This window comes from Elizabethkingia bruuniana (genome assembly GCF_002024805.1).
GTDB classification, from domain to species: domain Bacteria; phylum Bacteroidota; class Bacteroidia; order Flavobacteriales; family Weeksellaceae; genus Elizabethkingia; species Elizabethkingia bruuniana.
Map to the genome: position 1 here is coordinate 1,570,197 of NZ_CP014337.1, position 24,708 is coordinate 1,594,904.

Sequence of the window (24,708 nt, forward strand, 5' to 3'; positions counted from 1 at the left end):
CGATGAACAGAACTTTTTTTTGTATAGATTCTCATACCTGCGGTTGCCCTGTACGTCTTGTTGCGGGTGGCGGTCCTGTTTTAAAAGGAAATACAATGATGGAGCGCAGACTCCATTTTATGAAAGAATATGATTGGATTCGTAAAGGATTGATGTTCGAACCCAGAGGACATGATATGATGAGTGGCAGTATCCTCTACCCTCCTATTGATGAAGCAAATGATACAGGGGTACTTTATATCGAAACCAGTGGCTGCCTGCCTATGTGTGGACACGGAACTATTGGCACTGTAACTATTGCTATAGAAGAAGGTTTGGTGGTTCCGAAAATCCCAGGTAAACTAAGATTAGAAACTCCTGCAGGTTTGGTTCTTATCGATTATGCACAAGAGGGCAAAAAGGTGACATCTGTAAAGCTGACAAATGTAAAGTCTTTTCTGTACGCAGAAGATTTAGAAGTCGACTGTCCGGATTTGGGTCTGATAAAAGTTGATGTAGCCTATGGTGGTAATTTTTACGGGATTATAGATCCACAGGAAAACTTTAGAGATATTTCAGATTTCACAGCAAGCCAGCTCATTCATTACGGAAAGATGATCAGGAAATTACTAAATGAAAAATACAGTTTTATACATCCTGAAGATGAAAACATTAACGGGCTAAGCCATATTCAGTGGACAGGAAATCCTGTGGATCCTAAAGCAAGTGGCCGCAATGCTGTATTAGTAGGAGAAAATGCATTGGATCGATCCCCTTGTGGAACGGGAACTTCTGCAAGGATGGCTCAGTGGTATGCGAAAGGAAAACTAAAAGAAGGTGAAGAATTTATTCACGAAAGCTATATAGGCTCTCAATTTATTGGCAGAATTGAGGCTGAAACAACAATCGACGGAAGACCCGCTATCATCCCTTCAGTCGAAGGATGGGCCAGAATTACAGGTTATAATCATATTATTATCGACGATGAAGATCCTTATTGGTTGGGATTTCAGGTTATGTAAACACATATATGACACAGAATAAAGGAAAAGCACTTGTTATAGGTGCAGGAATCGCAGGACTAAGCTCCGCATATTATCTGTTAAAAAAAGGTTGGCAGGTAGAGATACTGGAACAAAATGATTTGTCCAATAACTGTTCGTATGGAAATGCCGGAATGATTGTACCCAGTCACTTTACACCCTTGGCTGCACCTGGTGTCGTAGCACAGGGGTTCCGATGGATGTTCAGCAGCAAGAGTCCGTTTTATGTAAAACCCTCTTTAAGTACCAAACTAATTTCCTGGGGATTACAATTCTTAAAGCATTCTAATCAGAAGCATGTTGATGCTTCCGCATCTGCAATAAGAGATCTTAATTTAGCCAGCAGCAAGCTATATAATGAGTTGGCAAAAACTGAAGATTTCAATTTTGAGCTTAATCAGAATGGTATTCTGATGTTGTATAAAACAGAAAAAGTTGCTGAAGAAGAAATAGAGTTAGCCCATATTGCTAAAGAATTAGGATTAGATGTTGATGTTCTGGATCGGAAAGGAATTCAGGATCTGGAACCGAGTATTAATCTGGATGTGATTGGTGGTATCAATTACAAATGCGATGGTCATCTAGATCCCAGAAAATTAATGACTCAAATGATTTCTTATCTCAAGAATAATGGTGTTACTTTTTATACTCAGCATCGTGTTTCAGGCTTTGAGACTTCGGAAAGCAGAATTAATGCAGTTATTGCCAACGGAAAGAAATTTACAGCAGATCAGTACATTATGACAGGAGGTTCTTTTCTCCCTGAATTAGCACAAAAAGCAGGTATAAAAATACAGTTAATGCCGGGTAAGGGCTACTCTTTTATGTACACGCCAGAAAACTCTGCATATAAACTCGAACATGCTGCATTACTACTGGAAGCAAGAGTTGCTGTAACACCTATGAGCGGGCAGATAAGGTTTGGCGGTACAATGGAACTTGCTCAGCATCAGCATAAAATTAATATGAACCGGGTCGAAGGTATTGTTGCATCTATACCGAAGTATATGCCGGATTTTCGGGTAACTCTTCCAAAAGAATCTGAAATCTGGTATGGTTACAGACCTTGTGCTCCGGACGGACTTCCCTATCTCGGAGCTTCTTCTAAACTGAAAAACCTAATAATTGCAGGTGGTGGTGGTATGATGGGGTTAAGTCTTGGTCCGGTTTTCGGGAGAACTGTTTCTGAAATTGCTAATGGAGAAAAGCTCTCTGTTGACATTGATATTTTCAGACCTGAAAGATTTAACTAGTTTATTCTGAGAAATCCAAATTACTTAATATATGAAAGCAAAAAAAATATTTACAGATTATATGTTAAAAATAGCTTTTTCTGTAAGCTTTATGTTATTTTTTTCTTGTGAGAGCAAAGAACTCGGGACAGTAGAAGAATTACAGACAAAAGTAAATGCCTCATCCGTTCTTTCTGCTGATAACCTGGAGAGCGGGCAGAAAACTTACACTTTCTCACAAGCAGCCGGTGGCCAAAGAAGTTATTATATCTCTATCCCTGAAAGTTATAACAAAGACAAGAAGTATAAGCTTTTATTTGTTTTTGCGGGCACTAATTCAACTGGTGAGTCTATGTATGACTGGATGGGTCAGGGATGGAATGCTAAAGTTTCAGGTCTGGAAAAGCTCATGGATAACACTATTTTTGTTTATCCGGACCAGAAATATATATGGCAGGATAATGAAGGCAAAGATATAAAAGGATGGGCACTCGGCGATTATGCAGCTCCATTTAACGGTAGGCACGATATTCAGTTTACCAAAGAACTTTTGGAACTGATTCAAAAGAATTATTCAATTGACAGTAACCGTATTTTTGCAACAGGACATTCCTGGGGCGGAGATATGACCAACGTTACTGCTTACTTTCTAAAAGGAATCTTTAGAGCTGTAGCACCAATTGCAGCCAATAAACCTTATTGGTTCGAAAATAACGGGGCATTCATCCATGATCCAAATTATCGTGCGAATACAGCTGTATGGGTATTCTTCGGGCTTAAGGATGATTATTTTAAAGATGATAGTATTGACGGAGATTTTGGAAAGCAGCAGGCAGATTTTTGGGTTTATGAAAACGGTGGAAATATTGATAACTATACATCAAAACAAATTGGAAATAAAGGAGATGTTACACTAACTTACCCTGGAACCTCGCAGGTAAAGCTTACTTTATATGATTATGGCCAATATTCCGGTGGCGGAAGTGCAAGAGGCCATCAGCCGCCAGATTATTACTTCAAAGCTGTTGCAGACTGGTTCAATAAGTTTTAAAATATTAATAATATCTATGTGTGTTTCATCACAAAACAATATTTTGTGATATCAGGTTCCGGATTTTTCGGAACCTTTTTTAATGAAAAATCCAACTTATAAGTAAGTTGGATTTTATCTTTTAATCGAGTTTTAGCTCTATAGGATTATTTTCTTTCTTTAATTTGTCTTTCGCCGTTTTTTCAATCTGACGAATCATATCATTAGGATCTGTAACTTCCTTCCCGTTTACATTGAATTTCATTTTCATCCCGGGCCTGTTGAGGAGTTCACGCATGCTTTGTCCGGGATCTTTTTTGTACTGATCTACTAGTTTGGTATACTGATTTTGGGAAATATCCAGTGGTTTATTTCTCAAGATGGATAATTCAGATGAATTGCTTGCTGTAAGCTGCTCTTCTGTTATTTTTTTTACGCCTTTCAGTTCCATGCTATGTGTTTTATCCGCGCTTTCAATTTTTACGATTAAACCGGGAAGTCCATGGAATTTATATGGTCCATCCTGAAAAGGAATATCAGTAGTAAACCATGCTGTCCATTTTCTTCCGGCAAAATTAGTCTCGGCTTTCTGAGCATTAAACTCTCCTATTTTTTGTTGCTCTTTCAGAATCTTCCACTCCATTTTTCTGTCATCCAAAACTTTATATTTAGATACACCACCTATAGCTCCGACGTTAGTTAGTAAATAGGTTTTGAAGTCCGGGTAAGTTTTCTCCACAGAGAAATTAATGCTTCCTTTATATCCTGATTTCATCTGAATGTTAGAGGAACCCATTTTCATTTGCTTTTCTACTTCAGCTTTTATAAGGCTGTCGCTTTCATATTTGGCTTTACTATAGAATTTAGAACCCGATTTACTGATATCTAAAATCATATGCTCCGTGTTTAAAGAATCCTTTCGTGTAGAATCTATAGCATATTTATACTCATAAGTAAATCTTTGTGCTGCTATTGATGTCTGCAAAGCAATACAAAATATGAAAAGAAGAAATACTAATTTTTTCATAGTGTCTTTTATTATAATTGCTGTTCTATAAGATTATTTTCACGTTTTATCTGCTCCCGTGCTGTTTTATCCATTTGCTTCAGAATCTCAGCATTATCACTAATAATACGCCCGTCAATATTAATGCTAACTTTCGTATTCGGTTTATTCATCATTTCGCGGTAGCCTTGTACAGGATCGTTTTTATATTGCTCTATAAGTCTTTTATACTGATTCTGATTCACAGATAATCTCTTACCCATTTTTTCTTTATAAGCAACCGCATCTATTTCATCTTTAGTCAGCTGGCGCTCAGGAATTTTCTTTACAGCTTTTAGCTCCATAATATGCGTATGTTTAGCATCTTCAATTTTTACAATAAGCCCCGGAAGTCCATGGAACTTATAGGGACCGTCCTGAAAAGGAATTTCAGTTGTAAACCATGCAATCCATTTTCTTCCGGCAAATGAAGTTTCCGCTTTTTGTGCCTCAAACTCTCCTATTTTTTGTTTATCCGGCAATATTTTCCAGCTAAGTTTACGATCGTCTAAAACCTTATAATCTGTATTACCAAAGCCTACGCCTACAGAAGTGCTGAAATCAATTCTGAAATCCGGATAGCTTTTCTCTATAATATAATCTATACCTCCTTCACCAAAACTTTTGTTTATGGAAATACTACCAGGATTCATTTTCATTTGTTTAATAACGGCAATTGTCTGGATAGAATCAGAATCAAATTGTTTTTTACTATAATATTTTGAACCTGCCTTTTGGACATCCAGAAACATATATTCCGATTTCAGAGAATCTTTTTTCAACGAATCGTTTGTAAATTTATATTCATAAATAAAACGCTGAACCTGCCCCTGTAATGTCAATACAAAGAGTAAGCAAATAAATGATATCGTACTTTTCATAATTATTTTATTAAATCCAGTTCTAAAATATTATTATCTTTTTTCAGTCTTTCCAGTTCCTGTAGCTCACGATCTTTCAGCATTTTATTCATGTCAATTGGATTTCCACTGGCGTCTCTTATCGTTTGATTAGAAATAGTAGCCATTCTCTGTCTAAACTCTGCCAAAGGATCTTTGCGGTACATTTTGTAAATCTTTACATACTGAGGATAAGGTACTTCTACAGCTTTCTGATGTAAAGTCATTTCCTCATTATAGGAAGTCACGAGCTTACTTACACCTTTTAGTTCGAAAGTATGAGACTTAGCTGCATCTTCAATTTTTACAATGAAACCAGGAAGTCCATGAAACTTATAGGGACCATCCTGAATAGGAACTTCAGTGGTAAACCATGCTGTCCATTTCCTTCCTGCAAAATATGTCTCGGCTTTCTGTGTATCATAGTTTCCTATTTTTTGTTTGTCCGGTAGTATATTCCAATTGAGTTTACGATCATCAACAATTTTTAAAGCTTTTCCTGTTGTTGAGCTTTCCTGAGTAATTTTAAAATCAGGATAGGTTTTTAGTATTTTATCTCTGAATAATCCTTTTCGCATGCCTGACTTAACATTAATAGCACCTGTAGCTTTGAGCTGTTTTTCCAGATCTGCTTTTGCCAAAGAATCACTTTTATAAACTTCATAACTATAAAATACCGAGCCTTTTGGAGTAACTTCCAGATGGGTAATTTCAGATTTAATATTGCTTGTATTCGTTGAATCCGGAACAAACTTGTATTCATATACAAATTTTTGATTTTGTGCATATAATATGCCGTATCCGGCAAGGAATAAATAGAGGATTTTCTTCATATTATTTTAATGTTACTGCGTTATTCTTTTCAATTGGATTGTAACTATCACGCATTTCTTTTTGTGAATTTTCGGTTGCTTCTTTTAAGTCTGCTTTTGTCTTATACTCTTTGTCTCCGATTTTTATACTCCATCTGCCTTCAGGTGCTCCTCTAGCCCATGCAAAAGGATCATTGTAATAGTCTAAAAACAATTTTTTATACATGACCATAGATATATTAGTGGGCGATTTACCATAATAGGTTTCTAAAAAATTCTCAGTAGACTGTGTTTTGTTATAATTTTTATTTTTCACTAATTTATAATGAAAATGTCCTTCATTGTCTGATATTTCGAAAATTAATCCGGGTAAGCCTCTGAATTTATAAGGACCTTCATTAATCTGAATATCCGGTGCAAACCACGCGGTCCATTTTCTTCCACCAAAATCAGTTGTAGCTTTCTGAACTTTATAAGTATCTATTTGTTTAGTTTCATTAGATAAAGTCCATTTAATAGGATCTTCTGAAGGAAAAGCAAAATAGTCACTAACTCTGTAAAAGTTAGTATTATTAAAAGAATTCAGATCTCTCTTTAATAATTGTTTCGTTTCACTGCCTCTATAATGTCTTATTGCATCCGGAAGTTTATTTAAGGAATCTGTTTCCAGAAATCCATATTCATAGAATTTTACATCCTTAGGGTTAATGTCCAGTACCATATTAACATTCCGTTTGGTATTTTTAATAATGTTATCGGTAAAGGTTAGTTGATAGATATATCTATTAGTTTGTGAATACATCAGAGAACTGATACACAAAAAAAAGGTAATTGTGAATTTCATGGGTTTGGTGTTTGAAAAAGGCTGCTCTCGCAGCCTTTTATTAAGATTTTTTCTGAATTTTTATAATGGTTTTCTTTCCGGTGCTTTTCGTAATACTCACGCTTTCTATATCCTTAGGATTAATATCATTCATACTATCACTATCTATTTTCACACCATCCACATAAACTTCTGTATCTCCTTTTGCACCAGATATTCTGAAAAGAGATTTCTTCACATCGTTTCCGGTACTGGTGGTTGTATTAGTACTGTATGTTGAAGAAAAACTATATGTTTTAGGTTCGTTACTAGCTACAGCCATAACAAAAGGAGAATCTGTTTTTGCGGAGATATTTATGGCAGTACCAACCTTCGAAGAATTGCTAAAGTTTTTCTTTACATTTTCAAGAATCTTCTGAATGTCTTCATCCTTCATGTTTTTATCTTTCAGACTGTTTTTCAGCTCTTCTAAAACTTTATTTTGTTTTTCTTTCGACATAAAAGTTCCGGAAAAGTCGATTTTTTTAAAACTGTCTTTAAACTTATTACTCCAGTTTTGAGCAGCTAATCTGCTTTCTTCCATCATTTTTTTATATTCCGGAGAGTTAAGGTATTCCCGTGCTTTCTCTGCCTGCTTTCTTCCATCTTCAGCCGCTTTTTTAGCATTCTCCATTATTTGCTTATACTCGGGTGAGTTCATGTAATTTCTAGCCTTTTCCGATTCTTTTCTGGCATTTTCCATTATCTGCTTATATTCAGCAGAGTTAAGATAGGCTCTTGCTTTTTCAGCTTCTTTCCTTCCTATATCAGCAGCTTTACGGGAATCTTCCATTATCTTCTTGTACTCGTCAGAATTAAGATAAGCTCGTGCTTTCTCTGCTGCTTTTCTTCCTTCCTCACCAGCTTTTTTAGCATCTGCTAATATTTTTTTGTACTCAGATGAGTTGATATAATCTCTTGCTTTCTGAGCCTCTTTCATGGCTTTGTCAAAATCCTTTTTCTGTTCAGCTGTCATATCTTCATAACGAACATAATTGCCGTTGTAAATAATACTACGCTGATTATTTTGGAATCTTTTGTTATTTTTCTCAAAACGTTTTGAAGACTCTACAAAACGTCTGTCGCTTTCAGCAAATTTTCTTTTATCATCTGCAGAGAGGTCTTTTGAGTTTAGATCATAAGCATCAAAAATTGTAATACCTGAAGCAGAATTTCCAGAATGATTGTAAGCATAACGGGCATTTTTGTTTTGTTGATAGAATTCAGTAAATTCGGATTTAGTAACAGCTTTACCATTGATTTTGAAAATAGAATTGTCAGATGCCTGTTCTATTTTCGACAGAAGAGAACCTCTGTTGTTATTTTCTTTAATCTGAATGCGGACATTTTTATTATTCTCTGATCCGATAGTGTCTTGTTGTAGTGCTTTAATAGCGACTGCTATTTCGCGATTGGTTTTGGCAATTTCTTTATTTTTAGCCGTAACTAAATAGGTGAAAGAAATCCCGAATAAAACCGGAAGAGCCATTACCCTGCGCGCATAACTAAATTTGGTGTAATGTGGTTTAGTAAGCATTTGTAATCTTTTTTTGAGGTTAGAAGATAAGAATGGACTTGTTGCAGGTAAATGTGTTCCGGAAAATTTACTTGCTAAAAGCATCTGCGCAAATGCCTTTGTGTCATTCTGTTTTACAGCCTTTTTATCGGCAAGATATTCGTGAATTAAGAATAGCTCTTTCTTAATCCAGTAAAATATTGGGTTGAACCAGAATACGGCTTGTACAAACTCTATGAAAATTTTGTCCCAACTGTGTTTCTGTTCTATATGTACCATTTCATGCTTCAGAATCTGCTTTCCAAGATCTGAATCGATTTCAATTGATTTTTTCCAGAAAAGATTTTTGAAAAATGAAAACGGAGCATCATGCAAATCTGTTATATAAAAACGAACTCCTTTTAGTTCTTTCCCTTGATACTGATTTTTCATCTGGTAGATTTTATAAATACCTATCAATAATCTTACGAAAAGAATCAGCGATACCACTAATAAAGCAGAAAGAGCAATGTTTCTCCAGTCAGTACCATGCGTTTCCTGGCTTACGGTCTGTATGCTGAAATTTTGTAAAAGAAGAAATAATCTGTTATCAGTTTCTAAAGTAAAGTACTCTACTTTTAATAATGGTAAAAGTAGACTTATCACTATTGTTGCCAAAAGGTAAAACCTATTGTAATGATGGAAGGTTTTATCTTTTAAAAAAAGCAGGTAATATCCCCACATAATAGCGGAGCATAGCAGCATTTTCCCAAAGTATAGTAGTGTTTCCATTATTCCTTATCTTTAAGTTCCTGTAAAAGCATTTCAAGATCCTCTACACTCATTTCATTTTTTTCTACCAAAAATGAAACAACATTACGGTAAGAACCGTCAAAATAATTTTTCATAAGTCCTTTCAGAGATTTTCCGCTATAGGCTTCTTTAGAAACAACCGGAAAGTATTCGTGCTGGCGGCCATGTAAAGTATAGTTTACAAATCCTTTCTCTATAAGAATTTTAATAAGCGTAGAAACAGTGTTTGTATGTGGCTTCGGTTCCGGAAATAAATCCAGAATATCCTTCAGGAATGCTTTTTCCAATTGCCACATATACTGCATAATCTGTTCTTCTGCTTTGGTAAGACTTTTATTTTTCATAGGAATTATTTTATAACTAAAAACTTAGTATAACAAATGTAAACAAAAAAACGATTCATTCAACTAAAATTTTAGTAGTATTTAAAATTTATGATTTTTTAACATATTATAGTTAATATATCTATAAAGAATATTTAATATTTTGTTAATTTCGTCAATTCAAATCCAAATCAATTGAAGAATACTTTATTTATCTCTGGGCTACTAATGATTTTACTTACCTCGGGTTTAGCTTTGGGATTCTCTAAAACGATCAGAATGAATATGATCATAGGCGGAATAATTCCTGTTTTGCTTATGCTTAATGTTTTATACTCCGTAATAAAAGCTATTAAGGTACAAGCTAAATCTAAATAGTAATATCTTATTTTAGTATTAAAACAGTGCAGGCTTCTTAATTCATTATGGAGCTCTGTAATTTCGTTTATTCCTAACTTTTAATTACTTTGTTTCAATTCACTTATCTTAACTGATAATGGTGAATGACTTGGCATATACAGATTATATAGTAAAACCTTTGTCAGTACATAATATAAAAGGCAGGATATAAAACCCTGCCTTTTGTTAAAAATAAAGTGTAATTATGAAGAAAAAGTTATTGTAACCACCATGGCGTCTGGAAGATATCATCTTTCCCTCCATACTGAGAGCTAATAGCCGCATTCAGATTTTGCGAATTAGTATTGTATTCGTCCTGAGGATATCTAAACCTTTTAGGGAATACTCCACCATTAACGATTGGTAATTTTGGATATCCTGTACGAAGAGCATCATAATAACCAGTCCACTGACTCTGATGGAACATTGTCATATATTTCTGAGTAAGAATTCTTTCCATTTGTTTATCAGTGCTTTCACCTGTATTATAGGCAACAGGTGCACTGTTTAAATAATTGGTAATATCAAAACCTGCAAATAATTTATCCGAATCTTTCACATTGGCTTTATAAAAATCGAAGCTGGCCTTAACTGCAGTATCATAGTATTGTTTTGCTCCACTTTGATTAATCCACCCTCTCACAGCTGCTTCAGCCAGAATAAAGTTTAGTTCCGAGTAGCTTAGGATATTACTTGGCTCATTCACCGGATCCAGGTAGAAACGTGTTTTTACTTTCGAGATAATCTTCTGATCTATTAGTTTTGCATTATCTGAATAAGGTGAAATAGGGTTTCCGCCCTGGTATGCATTATAATCTGTCAGCGCAAGATTCTTTTCTTTTGCTGAAGTAGTCTGTTCTGCAAAAGTGAAGATTCTCGGATCCTTTCTGTCCTTGAAATACTGAATAAATGTATCGGACATATATAAGCTGGAACCATAAGAACTGCTGTTGAAAGTTGGATAACGGCTGTTGGCCAAATCAAAGAAGGTTAATTGCCCATTATCACTATTTGATTCCATTAATCTTTCAGAATTTACAATACTCGCAAATTCATTTTTAATATCAATATTTCCGGCTTTAGTTTTCTTAGAAAGCGTAATAAGGATTTTTAAACGGAATGAGTTGATCAACTTTTTCCATCTTTCGATATTTCCGTTGTAAACGATATCTCCACCAATTTTATCATTAGTATTGATTAATGAATTGGCTTCTTTCAATTCAGTAAGAATTCCCGCGAAAACATCTTCCTGCTTGTCATACTTCGGTAATCTTATGTTGTCAGTCTCTCCTTTTAATGCCTCAGAATATGGAATATCTCCTACCCTCATGCTAAGATTATAGAAATGAAGTGCGCGGAAAAATTTACCAATAGCCTGATAGTTTTTATTATTGCTTTTCGCAGCTTCCTCCATCATTTTCACATCATTCAGCAAAATATTTTTGTAAGCATCGAAAGAAGCATTATTCCATTTCAAGTACTGATAATCGTTCTCTTCTCCTGTATTTACAAGCATTCTTAATGCTGAGTTAGAGCTGTTATCTACCGGGAAAGATTGTCTCGCTACATTGGTAAGTAACACACTTGGATCTACATTTGCAGGATCCTTAGGGTTCTCATTAATTTTTGTTAAGTCAGGTTCACAAGAACTCAGTAATAAGAAAGGTACTGCAAGAACTGATATAATATATTTTTTCATTTTTTACTAGAATTTTAAGTTAAACCCAACACCAAACCATCTGCTGGAAGGATCCTGAATGTCATTAGATGAATTTGCATTTCGGCCTGAACCAATACCAGTTCCTCCAATTTTATAATCAGGGTCTGAATAAAGGTTTTTAGATTTCTTCCACATCGCCAGATTGTATCCGGATAAGTTTACTGTAAGTCCTTTTACAAAGCCTTTAGGATTTAGTATGGAGGTGAAATCATATTCTAACACTACAGAGCGAAGTTTTATGAATGATCTGTCGAAGACGTTCGCATATTCCTTGCTCTCGCTTTCAGTTACCATTGCACGGTATGGATAGTTCTGTGCCCAATCCTGGAAGCTTATTGCTTTTGTATGTGGTGTATAAGTATTAGTTGTCGGATTGTAATTAACTCCGTTTGGTACAAATGTGTATTTACCCTGGTCGTATTCTGCATCTCTGTATTGTACAGAGTTTGGATGCTTACCACCCCACCACATTTTCTCAACAACTACAGATTCCATTACCCCACCAAAGCTACCATCAATACCTACAGTTAAGCTAAGATTCTTATATCTGAAGGTGTTGGTGAAACCAAATGTCCAGTCCGGATTAAAATGTCCAAGATAAGAAGGAGCATCTGCTCTTGTAGGAAGACCTGTATTGGCATCTAAAATAAGCGCTCCGTTTGCATTCTTTTTCCAGGTATAACCATAGAAACTATCAGTACGTTCGTTAAGTTTTATATTATTATAATTGTCTCGTCCCTGATAGATTTCAGTGATCTTCTGAACCGACTTGCTCCAGTTAAGTAAAGACTTCCACTGGAAATTTCTATTCTTAATAGGTACAAGGTTTAGGGATATATCTACACCATTTGTGGTATATTTATTTCCGTTTACCACTTCTGTAGCAAAACCAGATGTCTGTGAGCCCGGGAATCTCAGAATATTATTATAATCCAGTGTATTGTAATAAGCTACATCCAAACTAATTCTGTTATTCAGCATACCGATATTTAAACCAGCTTCATAAGATCTTGTTTTCTCAGGACCTATGTTTCCTTCTTTGTTTAGTACTGATGGATAAGTGTAGTAAGGATTTCCATTAAAGGTATTACCACCATTGTTAAGGTAATAATTACGAATAGCATAAGGATCAAAATCATATGCAATCTGTGCCCAAGAACCATAAAGTTTTACAATATCGAATGCTTTTGGCATTGGGATTATATTATTCAGCAGCAAACTGAAGGATGCAGACGGATAGAAATAAGATCTGTTGCTTTTTGGTAATGTAGAAGACCAGTCATTTCTTCCTGAAACATTCACAAATAAAGTTTTATAGAACTCTAAATCCACAGTACCATAAGCACTATAAATTAATTTCTCGTTGATATTATAGTCACGGGTTAAAGGCTTTATCGAGTTATCGAAAGAATATATTCCGGGAACTTTTAATCCGTCTACAGATGTTATGTCATCTTTATACTTATAGTAGAATCCTGATCCTCCGGCATTAACTGTTAAGTTAATATTGTCTGTAATAGCCTTGTTATAGGTAGCAAGGACATCGTAGTTCAGGTTTATAGTTTTAGAATTTGTTACTCTGTAACGGCCATTTCTTGGAGCATCATAATTAAAATAAGAATATGGACTCTTTAATTCGTTTTTAGTATCATTTTCTACATAGGAAATTTTACCTTTCACTGTGAATTCATCAGATGCTTCATAGGTCAATCCTGTCTGGGCGCTATAGACATCAGTAGCAACACTGTTTTTAAAGTTTTTAGCACCAAACCAAGGGTTATTATACCATGCGTAGTTCCAGTTTGCTTGTTGATAACCCTCTCTTCCTTTTACCCAAAGGTTATTTTTCAGGTCTCTACCATCTACGTCACCGCCCATCCAGATAAGTATAGTATACATATGCCCGCTCGGGTCATAGTTATAGTTAGGCATACTTGGTGTAGTTGTTCTGTTATAAGCCAATTTTGTATTAAAACTTAACTTATCTGTGATGTATGTATTACTGGAGAAGTTAGCTCCGTATTTTCTAAGATAAGACTCAGGAATTCTGTCATCAAAATTCATGAAGTTTCCGGAAAGTCTGTAAGTGTCTTTATTATGTTTATAATTAACTGCGAAGTTTGTATTATTAATAAACGAAGGCGTCAAAAATGTATTCAGGTTATCATGGTAAGTCCAGTCTGTAGGTACTCTTTCGTATCTTGATTTATCATTATACGGAGTATTGGTTACATTACCATACCACGGAATTACCTGGCCAGTTTGTTTATCCAGTATTGGGCTGTTCCACTGAGCAAGCTTTCTTCCGGGAACAAATTTTGGTCCCCAGATCATATCTCCGTCATTGATACCCCCATCGGCACCATCCCAGAACTCATATTTACCGTGAGAACCGTTTCCGTATTCTGTTTGTGTTTTTGGAAGGTTTGTAAAACCAGCTGTAAACATAGTGTTCTGACCAAATTCAACTGTAAATCCACTTTTCTTAGCGCTTTTGGTGGTTACCAGAATGGCACCATATCTACCTCTGGAGCCGTATAATGCAGATGCCGTAGCTCCTTTTAGTACGTTAATGTTCTCGATGTTAGAAGGATCCAGTGCCTGGAATGTTTTGTCGTCTACAATAACGCCATCTATTACAATAATAACGTTAGAGTTTCCGCGCAATGTAAAAGTTGGTTTTTGCTGCATTCCCGGAGGGTTGGAGACATTAAGCCCGGCAACCTGTCCTGCAAAAAGATTTCCTACGCTTGGTGTGGTTACAGTTTCGAATTGTTTGGTATTGATTTCCTGAGTGGAATAACCAATTTTCTTTGCTTTTTTACCAATTCCCAAGGCGGTAATTACAACTCCATCAATGTTCTTCTCTTTCTGTTTCAGTGTATCTTTTTTACTAACTTCCTGTGCGTAAGGCAGAAAAGGTAATAATACAACTGAAGCAGATAATAATACTCGTTTCATTCAGTTTTTTTGCAAAAGTATCCCTCGTATTTTAAGTTAATATTAACACCTGTTTAGCATTTCATTAACTTTATATTTGGAAAATAGTGCAAAAACAAAGGTTTATAAAATATAAAATATCCTACTCTCTATATATTAAATTTCATTAAAACAGTATCAATTGATCTAATTTTCGGAGACGAAAGAATCATAATAATACTATAATTATCTTTTTTCTGGATTTGCAAATGCCTGATTTCCTTTCTATGTGCTGATTAAAAATGCAGGCTTTATTATAATAGTTTGTATTTCGATATTTATGAGTAATTTTACCTCCCTTTATTTGTAACGAATGAAACAAGATTTAAACATTCACTTTGAAGTTTATAAAAACATATCGGAATTAGACGATATCGAAAAGAAGCTATTCGAAACAGCTTCTGAAATCCGTAAAACAGCTTATGCTCCCTACTCGGAGTTTTTTGTAGGATGTGCAATCCTTCTTGAAAACGGCGAAATTATTGTTGGTAATAATCAGGAAAATGCAGCTTATCCTTCAGGATTATGTGCGGAAAGAACTGCTATATACTGGCTGGCAGCAAACCATCCCGGACTTGAAATTAAAAAAATATTTGTAGTTGGCGGCCCAAAAAATGAGGCAGCTGATAATAATATTCCAATTCCACCATGTGGTTCATGCAGACAATCTATATTAGAATATGAGAGTAAACAAAGCTCCCCTATTGAAATTTATTTTGCGTCTACACAGGGAAAAACTGTTAAATGCTACAGTGTAAAAGATTTACTTCCTTTTTCCTTCGACAAAAACTATCTATAACTTTCTTATATTTGCAAAAATTTCAGGTTCGGCATTGTCCGATGAAAAGGGAATCTGGTGCAACACCAGAGCTGTCCCCGCAACTGTAGATCACTGAAGTATTTCTGTACAAAGCCACTGTAATTACGGGAAGGCACAGAAATGTGAAAGCCAGGAGACCTGCCTGAAACTATAATTATTAATTAACAACTTTCGGAGGAAAAGCTTGAATTATAATCTGCCCTAGATACTCAGGGTTGTTTATTCTTATTTCTCCGGATACAGTATTAGCTAAATTTTATTCATGAATAAAAAACTATTTGTAATCGGAGCACTCCTTATTGTTGGTTCCGGATTATACGCTCAGGAAGAAAAAAGTGGTCAGATTGAAGAAGTAACTATTGCTTCTAAAACCCCGCAAAAACTTTATAAAACGGGCAAAAATGTCACCCTTATTTCAGCTAAAGACCTGGAAAAGTATAAAGGACAAAACCTCAGTGATGTATTGGACCAGGTTGCCGGTTTCCAGATTACAGGTAATTTCAACAATGCTACTGAACCTAAACTAATGAAGATTAGAGGCGGGAAAAGTGCTAATGTAGTTATATTATTAGATGGTGTTCCGTTAAGAGATGTTACAGGGAATGATTATACTGCAGCAGATCTTCGTTTACTGGCTCTGGAAAGTGTTGAAAGTATTGAGGTCCTGAATGGCGCTTCTTCTGTATTATATGGATCTAATGCTACTGTATCGGTAATCAATGTAAAAACAAAGAAAGCATCACAAAAAGCTATTGAAGGAGCTCTTACTGCAAGAGCAGGTTCTTATGATACATATGCACAGGATGCAGCATTAAGAGGAAAGATTGATAAATTTAATTATCAGGTTAATGCCTTCAATGAAAAATCTCAAGGATTATCTTCTGCTAAAGGCGATAGTACTTTTGATAAAGATGGTTGGGAAAAGCAAAATCTTTCTGCTGGTGTAGGTTACTCAGGGAATAATTTTGATGTTAACATCAATAGTGGCTGGAATCACAATCTTTATTTATACGATACAGGAGCTTTTGCTGATGGCCAAAACCGTGGAAATGATAAACAGTTCTATGTAGGAGGTAATGCTAATTACAGATATAACAATGGTAAGATTGTATTCAATACCCGTTATACAGATGTAGACAGATTAGGACAAAGTATGAAAGGCTCTTCTTATCAGGATCAGTTCTCTTACAATGGTAAAAACTTTATTGCAGAACTTTATAATAATTATAAAGTAAATGATTATTTCAACTTTACAGTTGGAGTACAGTATGAAGACCAGAAGATGAGTTCAAAATCTCTTCCATTTGGTAAAGAAAACATGGAGGAAGTACTGAAAAGTGGTGATACGAAGCTTCATAGTTTTGATGCCTATGCCAACTTTAATGCAAACTATAAAGGTTTTAACTTGGATGCAGGCGCCAGAATGACTGATAACTCTAAATTTGGAAATCACTGGGTTTATAGTGTAAATCCTTATTACATAAAAGAATTCAGCGATACTTATTTTAAGATTGGTTATTCCTTCGCTACAGCATTTATTGCACCTACCCTATATCAAAATTACGGATCACTTCCTTGGACTTTACCAAACCCTGATCTAAAACCAGAAAGAAACCAGTCTCATGAAATTGATTTAAGTTTTGGTAAAAAAGACAGAAGTTTAAACTTTAATGTAAGCCTATTCCAGAGAAAAGAAAAAGATGCTTTCGCTTATGTATCTAATCCTGATTATACGGGAAGCTTCCAGAATATAGACGAGAATAAAGTAAAAGGATTTGAAATTGGATTCGACTATCAGATCATTGATATGGTTAAATTTGGAGGGAACTATAGCTTTGTAGAAAAAGATAAAGAAGCAACAATGCTACGCCAGCCAAAACAAAGGGTTAACTCTTATGTAGAGGTGAAGCCTTTTGCATCAACAAGAATTACAGTTTCTCACCAGTTTGTAGGTAAGAGAAATGATGCATACTATGATTCTGTCTCATTTAGTACCAAAAATGTTAAAGTAGCAGATTTTAATTTGTTCAACCTGAATATCAATCAGAAGATCGTACGTAATATTGATGCTTATCTTAACATCGGTAATATTTTCAATAAAGATTATGTAGATGTAATCGGTTATACAACCAAGAACAGAAATTATACGTTAGGAGTCTCTTATAGATTCTAATAAAAGATACCAAATCATCTATCCTCGGCCGTGTATAAGTTCGCTTATCACGGCCCTTTTTATAACTGTATATTGTGATCGTTATTATTAGGAGCAGATGAAGTTTGCAGAAACTGTTGCTGTTCTATTTGTGCCGCCAGCTCGTCTCCTATCTTTTTGTCCATTTTCACTTTTTTAATTGCCAGATTAAGCTCGTTACCAAACAAAATAAGAATGATGTTAAGGTTTACCCAGATCATGACCAAGATTATGGAACCAATAGAACCATATAAGAAGTTATAACGGGCGATATCCCGTACATAAAAGGCAAAGACATAAGTAATAAAGCCAAATAGCAAAGTGCTGAAAATAGCACCAGGAATTGCTTCTCTGAATCTTTTAATTTTAAGGCAGCCTACCCAGTAAAATAAAGCCAGCAAGATAAAATAAAACAGAGGAAAGGAAATAAAACTGATGATCTTAGTTAGATTATTGACCAACCAGGAAATACTGTTTACCGGATTAAAAAGCTTCATTACAACCTCTGCGTAATAAATTCCCAGAAGAGACAAAACGGTAATACTTACAAAAGCAATTGTAATAAGCAGTGCAATTCCATAGTTTCTGAAAAAAGTACGCTTTACATCTGTATTCAGATTAAAACCCATAATCAGCGCATGTGTTCCGTTTGTGCCAAATATTAAAGCTAGTATAATGGTTACAAAGTTACTGATACCTTTAAGGTTAGGAATAAGTGTGTCTTGGAGATATTCTGTAACATAAACTTTTATATCAGCCGGTAATATATTGGCCAACATCACATCGAATATATAAAACTGGAGCTTATCGTAATGTGGCAGATATGGAAGAATTGAAAGCAGAAATAATAAAAAAGGAAAAAGACTTAGAAAAAAAGCCCATGATATTGCTGCAGCTTGCCTGATAACAGGATTTTTAAAAATTCCTTCCCCATAGATTTCAAACATTTTCAACAGCGAAATGCCCAACATAGGCAGGTGTATGCTATCGAGAAAATCACGAAATCTAATGATTAATTGAGGCGTTTTTAAAGGCATTCATCTATATTTGCAAAAGCAAAGATACTAAAATGCGTATAAGTTTAATATGTATTGGCAAAACGGATGATGCTGAAATTAAGAAACTCATTGCTTATTACATTCCGCGTCTTCCGAAACATTTCAATTTTGAATTCATTGAAATTCCTGACGTTAAAAATGCCAAAAACCTTACTGATATTCAGTTAAAGAAAGAAGAAGCTAAGTTATTTCTTAACTATCTGGATAATACAGATACTGTTGTATTATTGGATGAAAAGGGAAAACAGTTTACATCCCGTGAATTTGCATCCAAAATAGATAACTGGATGAATATGTCTACCCGGCATCTTGCCTTCCTTGTAGGAGGTGCTTATGGATTTTCTGAAGAAATCTACATCAGGGCTCAGGAAAAAATTTCATTGTCAAAAATGACATTTACCCATCAAATGATTCGTTTGTTCTTTGTAGAACAGATTTATCGTGCTTCTACAATTCTGCAAGGAAAACCTTATCATAATGATTAACAACCTGTAGGATATATAAACTAAAAAGGTTCTTCAAAATGAAGAACCTTTTTTATATTATTTTTTGCTCACGTATCTCAGTGCCAGCGTAGAGAATAAACCTCCTAATAAGAAGCCCATTAAAGCCCCAACAGCGACATCTCCCGGAAAATGAACTCCTAAATAGATTCTGCTGTAAGAAACTACTACTGCCCATAAAAAAAGCAAGTAAGGCAGGGACTTATAATTTTTCCCGATAAGGAAACTTAGAAATGTAGCCAGGAAAAATGTAGTACTTGCATGTGCAGAGTAAAATCCATATTTTCCGCCACAGGTAACCAAACGCATATGATTAATAAGTTCCGGATCGTGACAAGGTCTTAGTCTCAGGAAACCGTATTTAAAAATATTGGCGATCTGATCGCTTGCTGTAATTCCGACAGCTATAAAAAGAAGTATAAATAAAAAATTCTTTACAGAGTATTTCTTATAAACCAGAAACATTAATAAAAGATACAGAGGTATCCAAACTAATGGTTTGGTCATATAGATCCAAAAAGAATCAAACCCTGGTGATCCAAGACCATTTAGGTATAGTAACAGCTCTTTATCCGAATGAATAATTTCTTCCATATTCTATCGGCTTACCGGACCAACATGTTCATCGCTTAAAGGATCAACTTTTTTCTCGGCTGAAGCTATTTGTTCGGTTTCTGTATGGGCTATTGTCTCTGTAGTTTTTTCCGGAGCCGGAGAAGAAGTATCAGCTGTATGCTGATCCATCGGATTTACAGAGTTTTTCATATCCTCTATTTGCTTTTGTACATCATTAAGCGGATTAATATCAGTAACGGTTTGCTTTACTTTATCAATCTCTTTTTTAATGTCTGAAATCGGATTATCAGCCTCCTTCATAATCTCCGTTTTAATATCCTCCATTGCACCTTTCATTTTACGGACACCTTGTCCTAATTCGCGTGCAATACTCGGTATTTTATCCGGTCCAAATAATACTACGATGACTAATGCCACCACTAACATTTCTCCTATGCTAAGTTCCATGAATCAAAATTACAAAAGATATTCTTAACCTTGCTGTTTTTAAGTTTAATTTCAGCAATTTTATTTCTTTTTAAAGTTAAAGTACGCAATCAATGCCCCCATTCCCAACATTATAAACGCCAAGAAAAACGGAGCTCCCGGAAACTGAAAAGGTGCCTGATCATGTGTAAAGTAGAAAAACAGGTTTGTCATTAATGGTGGTCCTACAATAGCAGTTGCACTCATAAGACTGGTTAATGCTCCCTGTAACTCACCTTGTTCCTGTTTGGATACGTTTCCGGTAATTACAGATTGTAATGCAGGACCACAGATACCACCTAAACAATAAGGTACTAAAAAGGCAAACATCATCCAGCTTTCAGTAGCAAAAGCAAATAGTAACATTCCTATTGCATATAATCCGAGGCCGTAATAGATACTTCTTTCATTTCCGATTTTAGGGTTTATCCAGCGTATAAGTACTCCCTGCACCAGTCCAACCAATAATCCGATAAGTCCCAGAGATAACCCAACTTCTTTTTCTTTCCACCCAAACATATACATGGTGAAATAAGACCAGTTACTTTGTACCGCATGTGCACCAATATATACCAGGACAAGTACTAATATCAGTCCCGATATTTTAGGGTGTTTTTTCAGCATAAATAACGATCCAATAGGATTAGCTCTTTTCCATTCAAATTCCCTCCTGTGATCTTTATCCAGAGATTCCGGAAGAATAAAGTAACCGTATATAAAGTTAATTAAGCAAAGTACAGCTGCGGCGTAAAAAGGAACTCTGGAACCAAACTGACCTAAAAGTCCACCTAATACAGGTCCGATAATGAATCCCATACCAAAAGCCGCTCCGATAAGCCCGAAATTCTTTGCACGGTTTTCTTCTGTACTAATATCGGCGATATAAGCACTCGCCGTTGTAATACTTGCTCCAGTCATACCCGCTATAACACGGCCTATGAATAACCATATAATATTTGGAGATAATGCCAGAAATACATAGTCTATTGCAAAACCCAATAAAGATATCAGGATAATGGGACGTCTACCGTATTTATCACTAAGGTTACCAACCAGAGGAGCAAATATAAACTGGGTAAATGCATAGGCAAAACTTAGCCAGCCTCCATATTTTGCAGCTTCGCTGATATCGCCATGAATAAGTTCTTCTATTAGCTTGGGTATAACCGGGATAATAATCCCCCATCCTGTTATATCGATAAGCATTGTGATGAATATAAAGCCTATCGCGGTGTTCGTCTTTTTATTTTCCATAATTTAAAAAAGCGCAACAAAAATAATGAATTGTTACTGTATTATTGTTTATTTTAAAATTAATAATAAAAAAAGCCCCGAATTTCGGGGCTTTTTATTATTTGTTTATCTCATGGACTGGCGGGGCGTCTTTTTTTCGTCCTTTCAAACAGTCATAAGCAATTGCTGATGCGATGAAGATGGATGAATAAGTACCGAAACCAATACCGATTAATAATGCAAACATGAAGCCCTTCATATTATCACCTCCGAAGATGAAGATCGCTAGGATAACCAAGATCGTAGTGAATGAAGTGTTGAATGTTCTACCTAACGTGCTGCTGATGGAATCATCAAACAGACCTGCAAGGCTGATAGATTTTCTTTCTCTAAGGTATTCACGGATACGGTCAAATACAATTACCGTATCGTTAATGGAATATCCTAATACTGTTAGTACAGCTGCAATGAAATCCTGGTTGATCTCCATATTGAATGGCGCTACTGTGTAGAATAAGGAGAATACCCCTAAAATTACTACCGCATCGTGGAACAATGCCACAACAGCACCAAGAGAGAATTGCCATTTTCTAAATCTTAATAAGATATAGATGAAGATCCCCGCTAAAGCAGCAAGAACTGCTAATGTACCGTGAACCTGAATGTCATCTGCTACTGTAGGTCCTACTTTCGTAGAAGAAACGATTCCTGCATGTCCAACATCAGAACTTTTGAAAGCATCGAATGTTTCGTTAGCCGGAAGGTGTTTCTTTAATCCGTCATATAATTTATGTTCAATTTCAGAGTCAACAGTTGTGTTAACGTCATCAATTTTGTAGTCAGTTGTTATTCTAAGCTGATTAGAGTTACCAAATGTTTTAACATCTACAGCTTCGTTTTTACCATCTTGAGTTTTAAATAACGGAGCCAACTCTTCCTGAATATCAGAAGCGACAACCGGCTTGTCAAATCTTACAACATAACTTCTTCCTCCTTTGAAGTCAACCCCAAATTTGAAGCCTTTTGTAACGATAGATGCGATACAGATGATCATCAATATTGTAGAGAAGATATAAGACCACTTTCTTTTCCCGATAAAGTCGATCCAGATATTTCTGAAAAGATTTTTTGAGAAAGATGTCCATACTGAAATCTCTTTACCCTTTCCAAGTCTGCTGAAGATCATTACTCTCGACAATAGTACAGAAGTAAAGAACGTCATCAGAATACCAATAATTAAGGTTACAGCAAATCCTTGGATAGGTCCTGTACCGAAAATATATAATACAACAGCTGTTAGTAATGTTGTTGCGTGTCCGTCAATAATCGCAGATAAAGCGTGCTTGAAACCATCATTGTATGCTTCACGGATTCCTTTTCCTGCAAATAATTCTTCTTTAGTTCTCTCGTAGATGATTACGTTCGTATCTACTGCCATGGCCATGGATAATACGATACCTGCAATACCTGGTAAGGTAAGTGTAGCATCTATAGAGTCCATAATACCAAACACGTAGAATAAGTTAATAATCATCGCAATTACTGCATAAACACCAGCCATACCATAGTAGAAAATGATATATACCATGATAAGGGCAAACGCAATAATGAATGACATAACACCTGCGTTGATAGATTCAGCACCTAATGAAGGTCCAACAACATCTGCCTGAACAATTTTTGCAGTAGCAGGAAGCTTACCTGAGTTTAGTACATCTACTAAGTCTTTAGCTTCATCCTGACTGAAGTTACCAGTAATTACAGATTGTCCGTTAGGAATAGCTGTATTTACATTAGGAGCAGTATATACATTATCATCCAGAGTTACAGCGATTGGTCTTCCGATGTTTTTCTCAGTAAGTGTTTTCCATACTTTAGTACCATCAGAGTCCATCTGCATTCCGATCTCAATTCTTCCGATTTGGTCGTAGTTAACACGTGCATCTTTTACAGCACCATCAAGCGGAGCTTTGTTGTTTGCTGTTCCACGGATTGCATATAATGTCAAATTATCCGGAGCATTAGATTCAGGTTTTGCAGCCCACATAAACTTAGTAAATCTAAGGTTAGCAGGACGTGCTTTAATAGCCTGTGCACTGTTTAATAATTTGTTTACAGTAGCTGTATCCGAAAGCTTAACATTACCTACTCCATTCTGTCTTGCACCATTCTGCATATCCAGAGTATTGATAAGATTCATATTCTTATTAATACCAATAGAATCTCCTTTTGTCATTACAACAGAAGTAAGTTGTTGGAAATATGGAGCAACTTCACCAGCAGTCTGTACTTCCCAGAACTGTAATCTTGCTGAAGTCTGTAGTAATTTCTTTACTCTGTCAATATCCTTGATACCAGGCATTTCAACCAAAATACGACCTGTTCCAGGTACTCTCTGTACGTTTGGTTGTGTTACCCCTAGCTTATCGATACGTGTACGGATTACTTCGAAAGCTGAACCTACAGAGGCATCAATCTTCTTAGAAATAATCTTTTTTACTTCGTCATCAGGTGTGTTGAATTTAATCAAATCACTTAATTTCTGAGTACCGAAAACTTCTGGATTAGAAAGTTTTACATTTGTTCCTTTTTCTTTGTTTACAGCATCAAACTGAACAAAAAAGTTATCGATGTATGTCTTTGTAGAGAACTTTTGTGCAGCATCTGTTCTGTTCAGAGCTTCTACTAAAACAGGGTTTGTGGAATAATTCGTTAAATCATTAACCAGGTCTCTTTGATTAATTTCCAACAAAACGTTGATCCCTCCTTTCAAATCCAGACCAAGTTTCATTTCTTTTCCCTTGGCAGACCAATAATCCAGTTTAGTAAACCCTAGATTAAGTGTGTCTTTGGATAACTTTTCTAATTCCTTTTTGTACTTAACTTCATTGCCTCCGGAAAGAGCTTGTGCCTCTTTCTCAATTCTATTCGCATAGAAACTCGGCAGGAGTTCATTAATGCATATCAATCCGAGGATGATTGCAATAGTGGTAATGAGTCCTTTTCCTTGCATTTTTTTATGATTTAACGACTATTTTTCATTGATTATAAGGCGCAAATATAATGATTTTTAGTAAATTTTAACAATTTTCTTTTTAACTGCTCCTAAGTGCGGTAAGAATATAAATTTGACAGTAATATACATCTGAAATTATAAGAGTAATAATAATTCTGTCTTAATTATCTTTATTTTTGCCATTAATACAAAACCAATGATGCCCAAAAAAATAT

19 protein-coding genes and 1 riboswitch are annotated in these 24,708 nt (G+C 35.4%); of the genes, 6 read left to right on the forward strand and 13 right to left on the reverse strand.

What is annotated here, in order from left to right; translation table 11 throughout:
• Window positions 1-2: 2 nt before the first annotated feature.
• Genes AYC65_RS07325 through AYC65_RS07335 form a run of 3 tightly spaced genes read left to right on the forward strand, consistent with a single transcriptional unit; the run spans window position 3 to window position 3,305 of the window.
• Window positions 3-1,001 (forward strand): 4-hydroxyproline epimerase, encoded by a 999-nt coding sequence (locus AYC65_RS07325; RefSeq protein WP_034868477.1) that lies wholly within the window; start codon window positions 3-5, stop codon window positions 999-1,001.
• A gap of 8 nt (window positions 1,002-1,009) precedes the next feature.
• Window positions 1,010-2,275 (forward strand): NAD(P)/FAD-dependent oxidoreductase, encoded by a 1,266-nt coding sequence (locus tag AYC65_RS07330; protein WP_034868474.1) that lies wholly within the window; start codon window positions 1,010-1,012, stop codon window positions 2,273-2,275.
• Between the two features lie 31 nt (window positions 2,276-2,306).
• Entirely contained in the window at window positions 2,307-3,305 is a 999-nt protein-coding gene (locus AYC65_RS07335) for a CE1 family esterase (RefSeq protein WP_059333766.1), read from the forward strand.
• 121 nt (window positions 3,306-3,426) lie between these two features.
• Here the strand turns inward: AYC65_RS07335 and AYC65_RS07340 are convergent, their stop codons facing one another.
• The 8 genes from AYC65_RS07340 to AYC65_RS07380 all read right to left on the reverse strand — a co-directional run bounded on the left by AYC65_RS07340 (window position 3,427) and on the right by AYC65_RS07380 (window position 14,613).
• Entirely contained in the window at window positions 3,427-4,311 is an 885-nt protein-coding gene (locus tag AYC65_RS07340) for a GLPGLI family protein (RefSeq protein WP_034868468.1), read from the reverse strand.
• A gap of 11 nt (window positions 4,312-4,322) precedes the next feature.
• The gene (locus AYC65_RS07345) at window positions 4,323-5,210 is read right to left on the reverse strand and encodes a GLPGLI family protein (RefSeq protein WP_034868465.1); all 888 of its coding nucleotides are present in this window, start codon (window positions 5,208-5,210) and stop codon (window positions 4,323-4,325) included.
• Window positions 5,211-5,212: 2 nt separating this feature from the next.
• A complete protein-coding gene (locus AYC65_RS07350) occupies window positions 5,213-6,061 on the reverse strand; it encodes a GLPGLI family protein (protein WP_034868463.1) in 849 nt (282 codons plus the stop codon).
• A gap of 1 nt (window position 6,062) precedes the next feature.
• On the reverse strand, window positions 6,063-6,884 hold the full coding sequence (locus AYC65_RS07355; RefSeq protein WP_034868459.1) for a GLPGLI family protein: 822 nt from the start codon (window positions 6,882-6,884) through the stop codon (window positions 6,063-6,065).
• 40 nt (window positions 6,885-6,924) lie between these two features.
• Window positions 6,925-9,189 (reverse strand): M56 family metallopeptidase, encoded by a 2,265-nt coding sequence (locus tag AYC65_RS07360; RefSeq protein ID WP_034868456.1) that lies wholly within the window; start codon window positions 9,187-9,189, stop codon window positions 6,925-6,927.
• A complete protein-coding gene (locus AYC65_RS07365; RefSeq protein WP_034868453.1) occupies window positions 9,189-9,554 on the reverse strand; it encodes a BlaI/MecI/CopY family transcriptional regulator in 366 nt (121 codons plus the stop codon). Before AYC65_RS07365 ends, AYC65_RS07360 begins: the two co-directional genes overlap by 1 nt.
• A 595-nt stretch (window positions 9,555-10,149) precedes the next feature.
• The gene (locus AYC65_RS07375; RefSeq protein ID WP_034868451.1) at window positions 10,150-11,631 is read right to left on the reverse strand and encodes a SusD/RagB family nutrient-binding outer membrane lipoprotein; all 1,482 of its coding nucleotides are present in this window, start codon (window positions 11,629-11,631) and stop codon (window positions 10,150-10,152) included.
• A gap of 6 nt (window positions 11,632-11,637) precedes the next feature.
• Complete coding sequence (locus AYC65_RS07380; RefSeq protein WP_034868448.1) at window positions 11,638-14,613, reverse strand: SusC/RagA family TonB-linked outer membrane protein; 2,976 nt, start codon at window positions 14,611-14,613, stop codon at window positions 11,638-11,640.
• 331 nt (window positions 14,614-14,944) lie between these two features.
• Here AYC65_RS07380 and cdd point away from each other — a divergent pair, with 331 nt between their 5' ends.
• Window positions 14,945-15,430 (forward strand): cytidine deaminase, encoded by a 486-nt coding sequence (gene cdd / locus AYC65_RS07385; protein WP_034868445.1) that lies wholly within the window; start codon window positions 14,945-14,947, stop codon window positions 15,428-15,430.
• Window positions 15,431-15,437: 7 nt separating this feature from the next.
• Window positions 15,438-15,611, forward strand: a riboswitch (cobalamin riboswitch).
• Between the two features lie 102 nt (window positions 15,612-15,713).
• Window positions 15,714-17,624 (forward strand): TonB-dependent receptor plug domain-containing protein, encoded by a 1,911-nt coding sequence (locus AYC65_RS07390; RefSeq protein ID WP_078674543.1) that lies wholly within the window; start codon window positions 15,714-15,716, stop codon window positions 17,622-17,624.
• 59 nt (window positions 17,625-17,683) lie between these two features.
• On the opposite strand, the gene AYC65_RS07395 is transcribed toward AYC65_RS07390, so the two are convergent.
• Window positions 17,684-18,679: a YihY/virulence factor BrkB family protein gene (locus AYC65_RS07395; RefSeq protein ID WP_034868439.1), complete on the reverse strand. Its 996-nt coding sequence runs from the start codon at window positions 18,677-18,679 to the stop codon at window positions 17,684-17,686.
• 32 nt (window positions 18,680-18,711) lie between these two features.
• Between AYC65_RS07395 and rlmH the strand changes: the two genes are divergently transcribed.
• Window positions 18,712-19,185: a 23S rRNA (pseudouridine(1915)-N(3))-methyltransferase RlmH gene (gene rlmH / locus AYC65_RS07400; RefSeq protein WP_034868437.1), complete on the forward strand. Its 474-nt coding sequence runs from the start codon at window positions 18,712-18,714 to the stop codon at window positions 19,183-19,185.
• Between the two features lie 57 nt (window positions 19,186-19,242).
• Here rlmH and AYC65_RS07405 read toward each other — a convergent pair whose 3' ends face one another.
• The 4 genes from AYC65_RS07405 to AYC65_RS07420 form a co-directional block, all read right to left on the reverse strand.
• Window positions 19,243-19,797 carry a phosphatase PAP2 family protein gene (locus tag AYC65_RS07405; RefSeq protein WP_034868434.1) on the reverse strand — a complete coding sequence of 185 codons (555 nt, stop codon included), beginning with the start codon at window positions 19,795-19,797 and terminating at the stop codon, window positions 19,243-19,245.
• A gap of 3 nt (window positions 19,798-19,800) precedes the next feature.
• Entirely contained in the window at window positions 19,801-20,226 is a 426-nt protein-coding gene (gene tatA, locus AYC65_RS07410) for a Sec-independent protein translocase subunit TatA/TatB (RefSeq protein WP_034868432.1), read from the reverse strand.
• A 60-nt stretch (window positions 20,227-20,286) separates the two neighbouring features.
• Window positions 20,287-21,498, reverse strand: a complete 1,212-nt coding sequence (locus AYC65_RS07415) for a TCR/Tet family MFS transporter (protein WP_034868430.1) — start codon at window positions 21,496-21,498, stop codon at window positions 20,287-20,289.
• 97 nt (window positions 21,499-21,595) lie between these two features.
• On the reverse strand, window positions 21,596-24,490 hold the full coding sequence (locus AYC65_RS07420) for a protein translocase subunit SecDF (RefSeq protein ID WP_034868427.1): 2,895 nt from the start codon (window positions 24,488-24,490) through the stop codon (window positions 21,596-21,598).
• Window positions 24,491-24,708: the final 218 nt, after the last annotated feature.

Bases quoted from the DNA above. Each gene is read 5' to 3' on its own strand.
- AYC65_RS07360 (WP_034868456.1), bottom strand. From the start codon at position 9,189: ATGGAAACACTACTATACTTTGGGAAAATGCTGCTATGCTCCGCTATT.
- rlmH (WP_034868437.1), top strand. From the start codon at position 18,712: ATGCGTATAAGTTTAATATGTATTGGCAAAACGGATGATGCTGAAATT.
- AYC65_RS07380 (WP_034868448.1), bottom strand. From the start codon at position 14,613: ATGAAACGAGTATTATTATCTGCTTCAGTTGTATTATTACCTTTTCTG.
- AYC65_RS07375 (WP_034868451.1), bottom strand. From the start codon at position 11,631: ATGAAAAAATATATTATATCAGTTCTTGCAGTACCTTTCTTATTACTG.
- AYC65_RS07415 (WP_034868430.1), bottom strand. From the start codon at position 21,498: ATGGAAAATAAAAAGACGAACACCGCGATAGGCTTTATATTCATCACA.
- AYC65_RS07335 (WP_059333766.1), top strand. From the start codon at position 2,307: ATGAAAGCAAAAAAAATATTTACAGATTATATGTTAAAAATAGCTTTT.
- AYC65_RS07420 (WP_034868427.1), bottom strand. From the start codon at position 24,490: ATGCAAGGAAAAGGACTCATTACCACTATTGCAATCATCCTCGGATTG.
- tatA (WP_034868432.1), bottom strand. From the start codon at position 20,226: ATGGAACTTAGCATAGGAGAAATGTTAGTGGTGGCATTAGTCATCGTA.
- AYC65_RS07395 (WP_034868439.1), bottom strand. From the start codon at position 18,679: ATGCCTTTAAAAACGCCTCAATTAATCATTAGATTTCGTGATTTTCTC.
- AYC65_RS07355 (WP_034868459.1), bottom strand. From the start codon at position 6,884: ATGAAATTCACAATTACCTTTTTTTTGTGTATCAGTTCTCTGATGTAT.
- cdd (WP_034868445.1), top strand. From the start codon at position 14,945: ATGAAACAAGATTTAAACATTCACTTTGAAGTTTATAAAAACATATCG.
- AYC65_RS07345 (WP_034868465.1), bottom strand. From the start codon at position 5,210: ATGAAAAGTACGATATCATTTATTTGCTTACTCTTTGTATTGACATTA.
- AYC65_RS07325 (WP_034868477.1), top strand. From the start codon at position 3: ATGAACAGAACTTTTTTTTGTATAGATTCTCATACCTGCGGTTGCCCT.
- AYC65_RS07405 (WP_034868434.1), bottom strand. From the start codon at position 19,797: ATGGAAGAAATTATTCATTCGGATAAAGAGCTGTTACTATACCTAAAT.
- AYC65_RS07330 (WP_034868474.1), top strand. From the start codon at position 1,010: ATGACACAGAATAAAGGAAAAGCACTTGTTATAGGTGCAGGAATCGCA.
- AYC65_RS07390 (WP_078674543.1), top strand. From the start codon at position 15,714: ATGAATAAAAAACTATTTGTAATCGGAGCACTCCTTATTGTTGGTTCC.
- AYC65_RS07365 (WP_034868453.1), bottom strand. From the start codon at position 9,554: ATGAAAAATAAAAGTCTTACCAAAGCAGAAGAACAGATTATGCAGTAT.
- AYC65_RS07350 (WP_034868463.1), bottom strand. From the start codon at position 6,061: ATGAAGAAAATCCTCTATTTATTCCTTGCCGGATACGGCATATTATAT.
- AYC65_RS07340 (WP_034868468.1), bottom strand. From the start codon at position 4,311: ATGAAAAAATTAGTATTTCTTCTTTTCATATTTTGTATTGCTTTGCAG.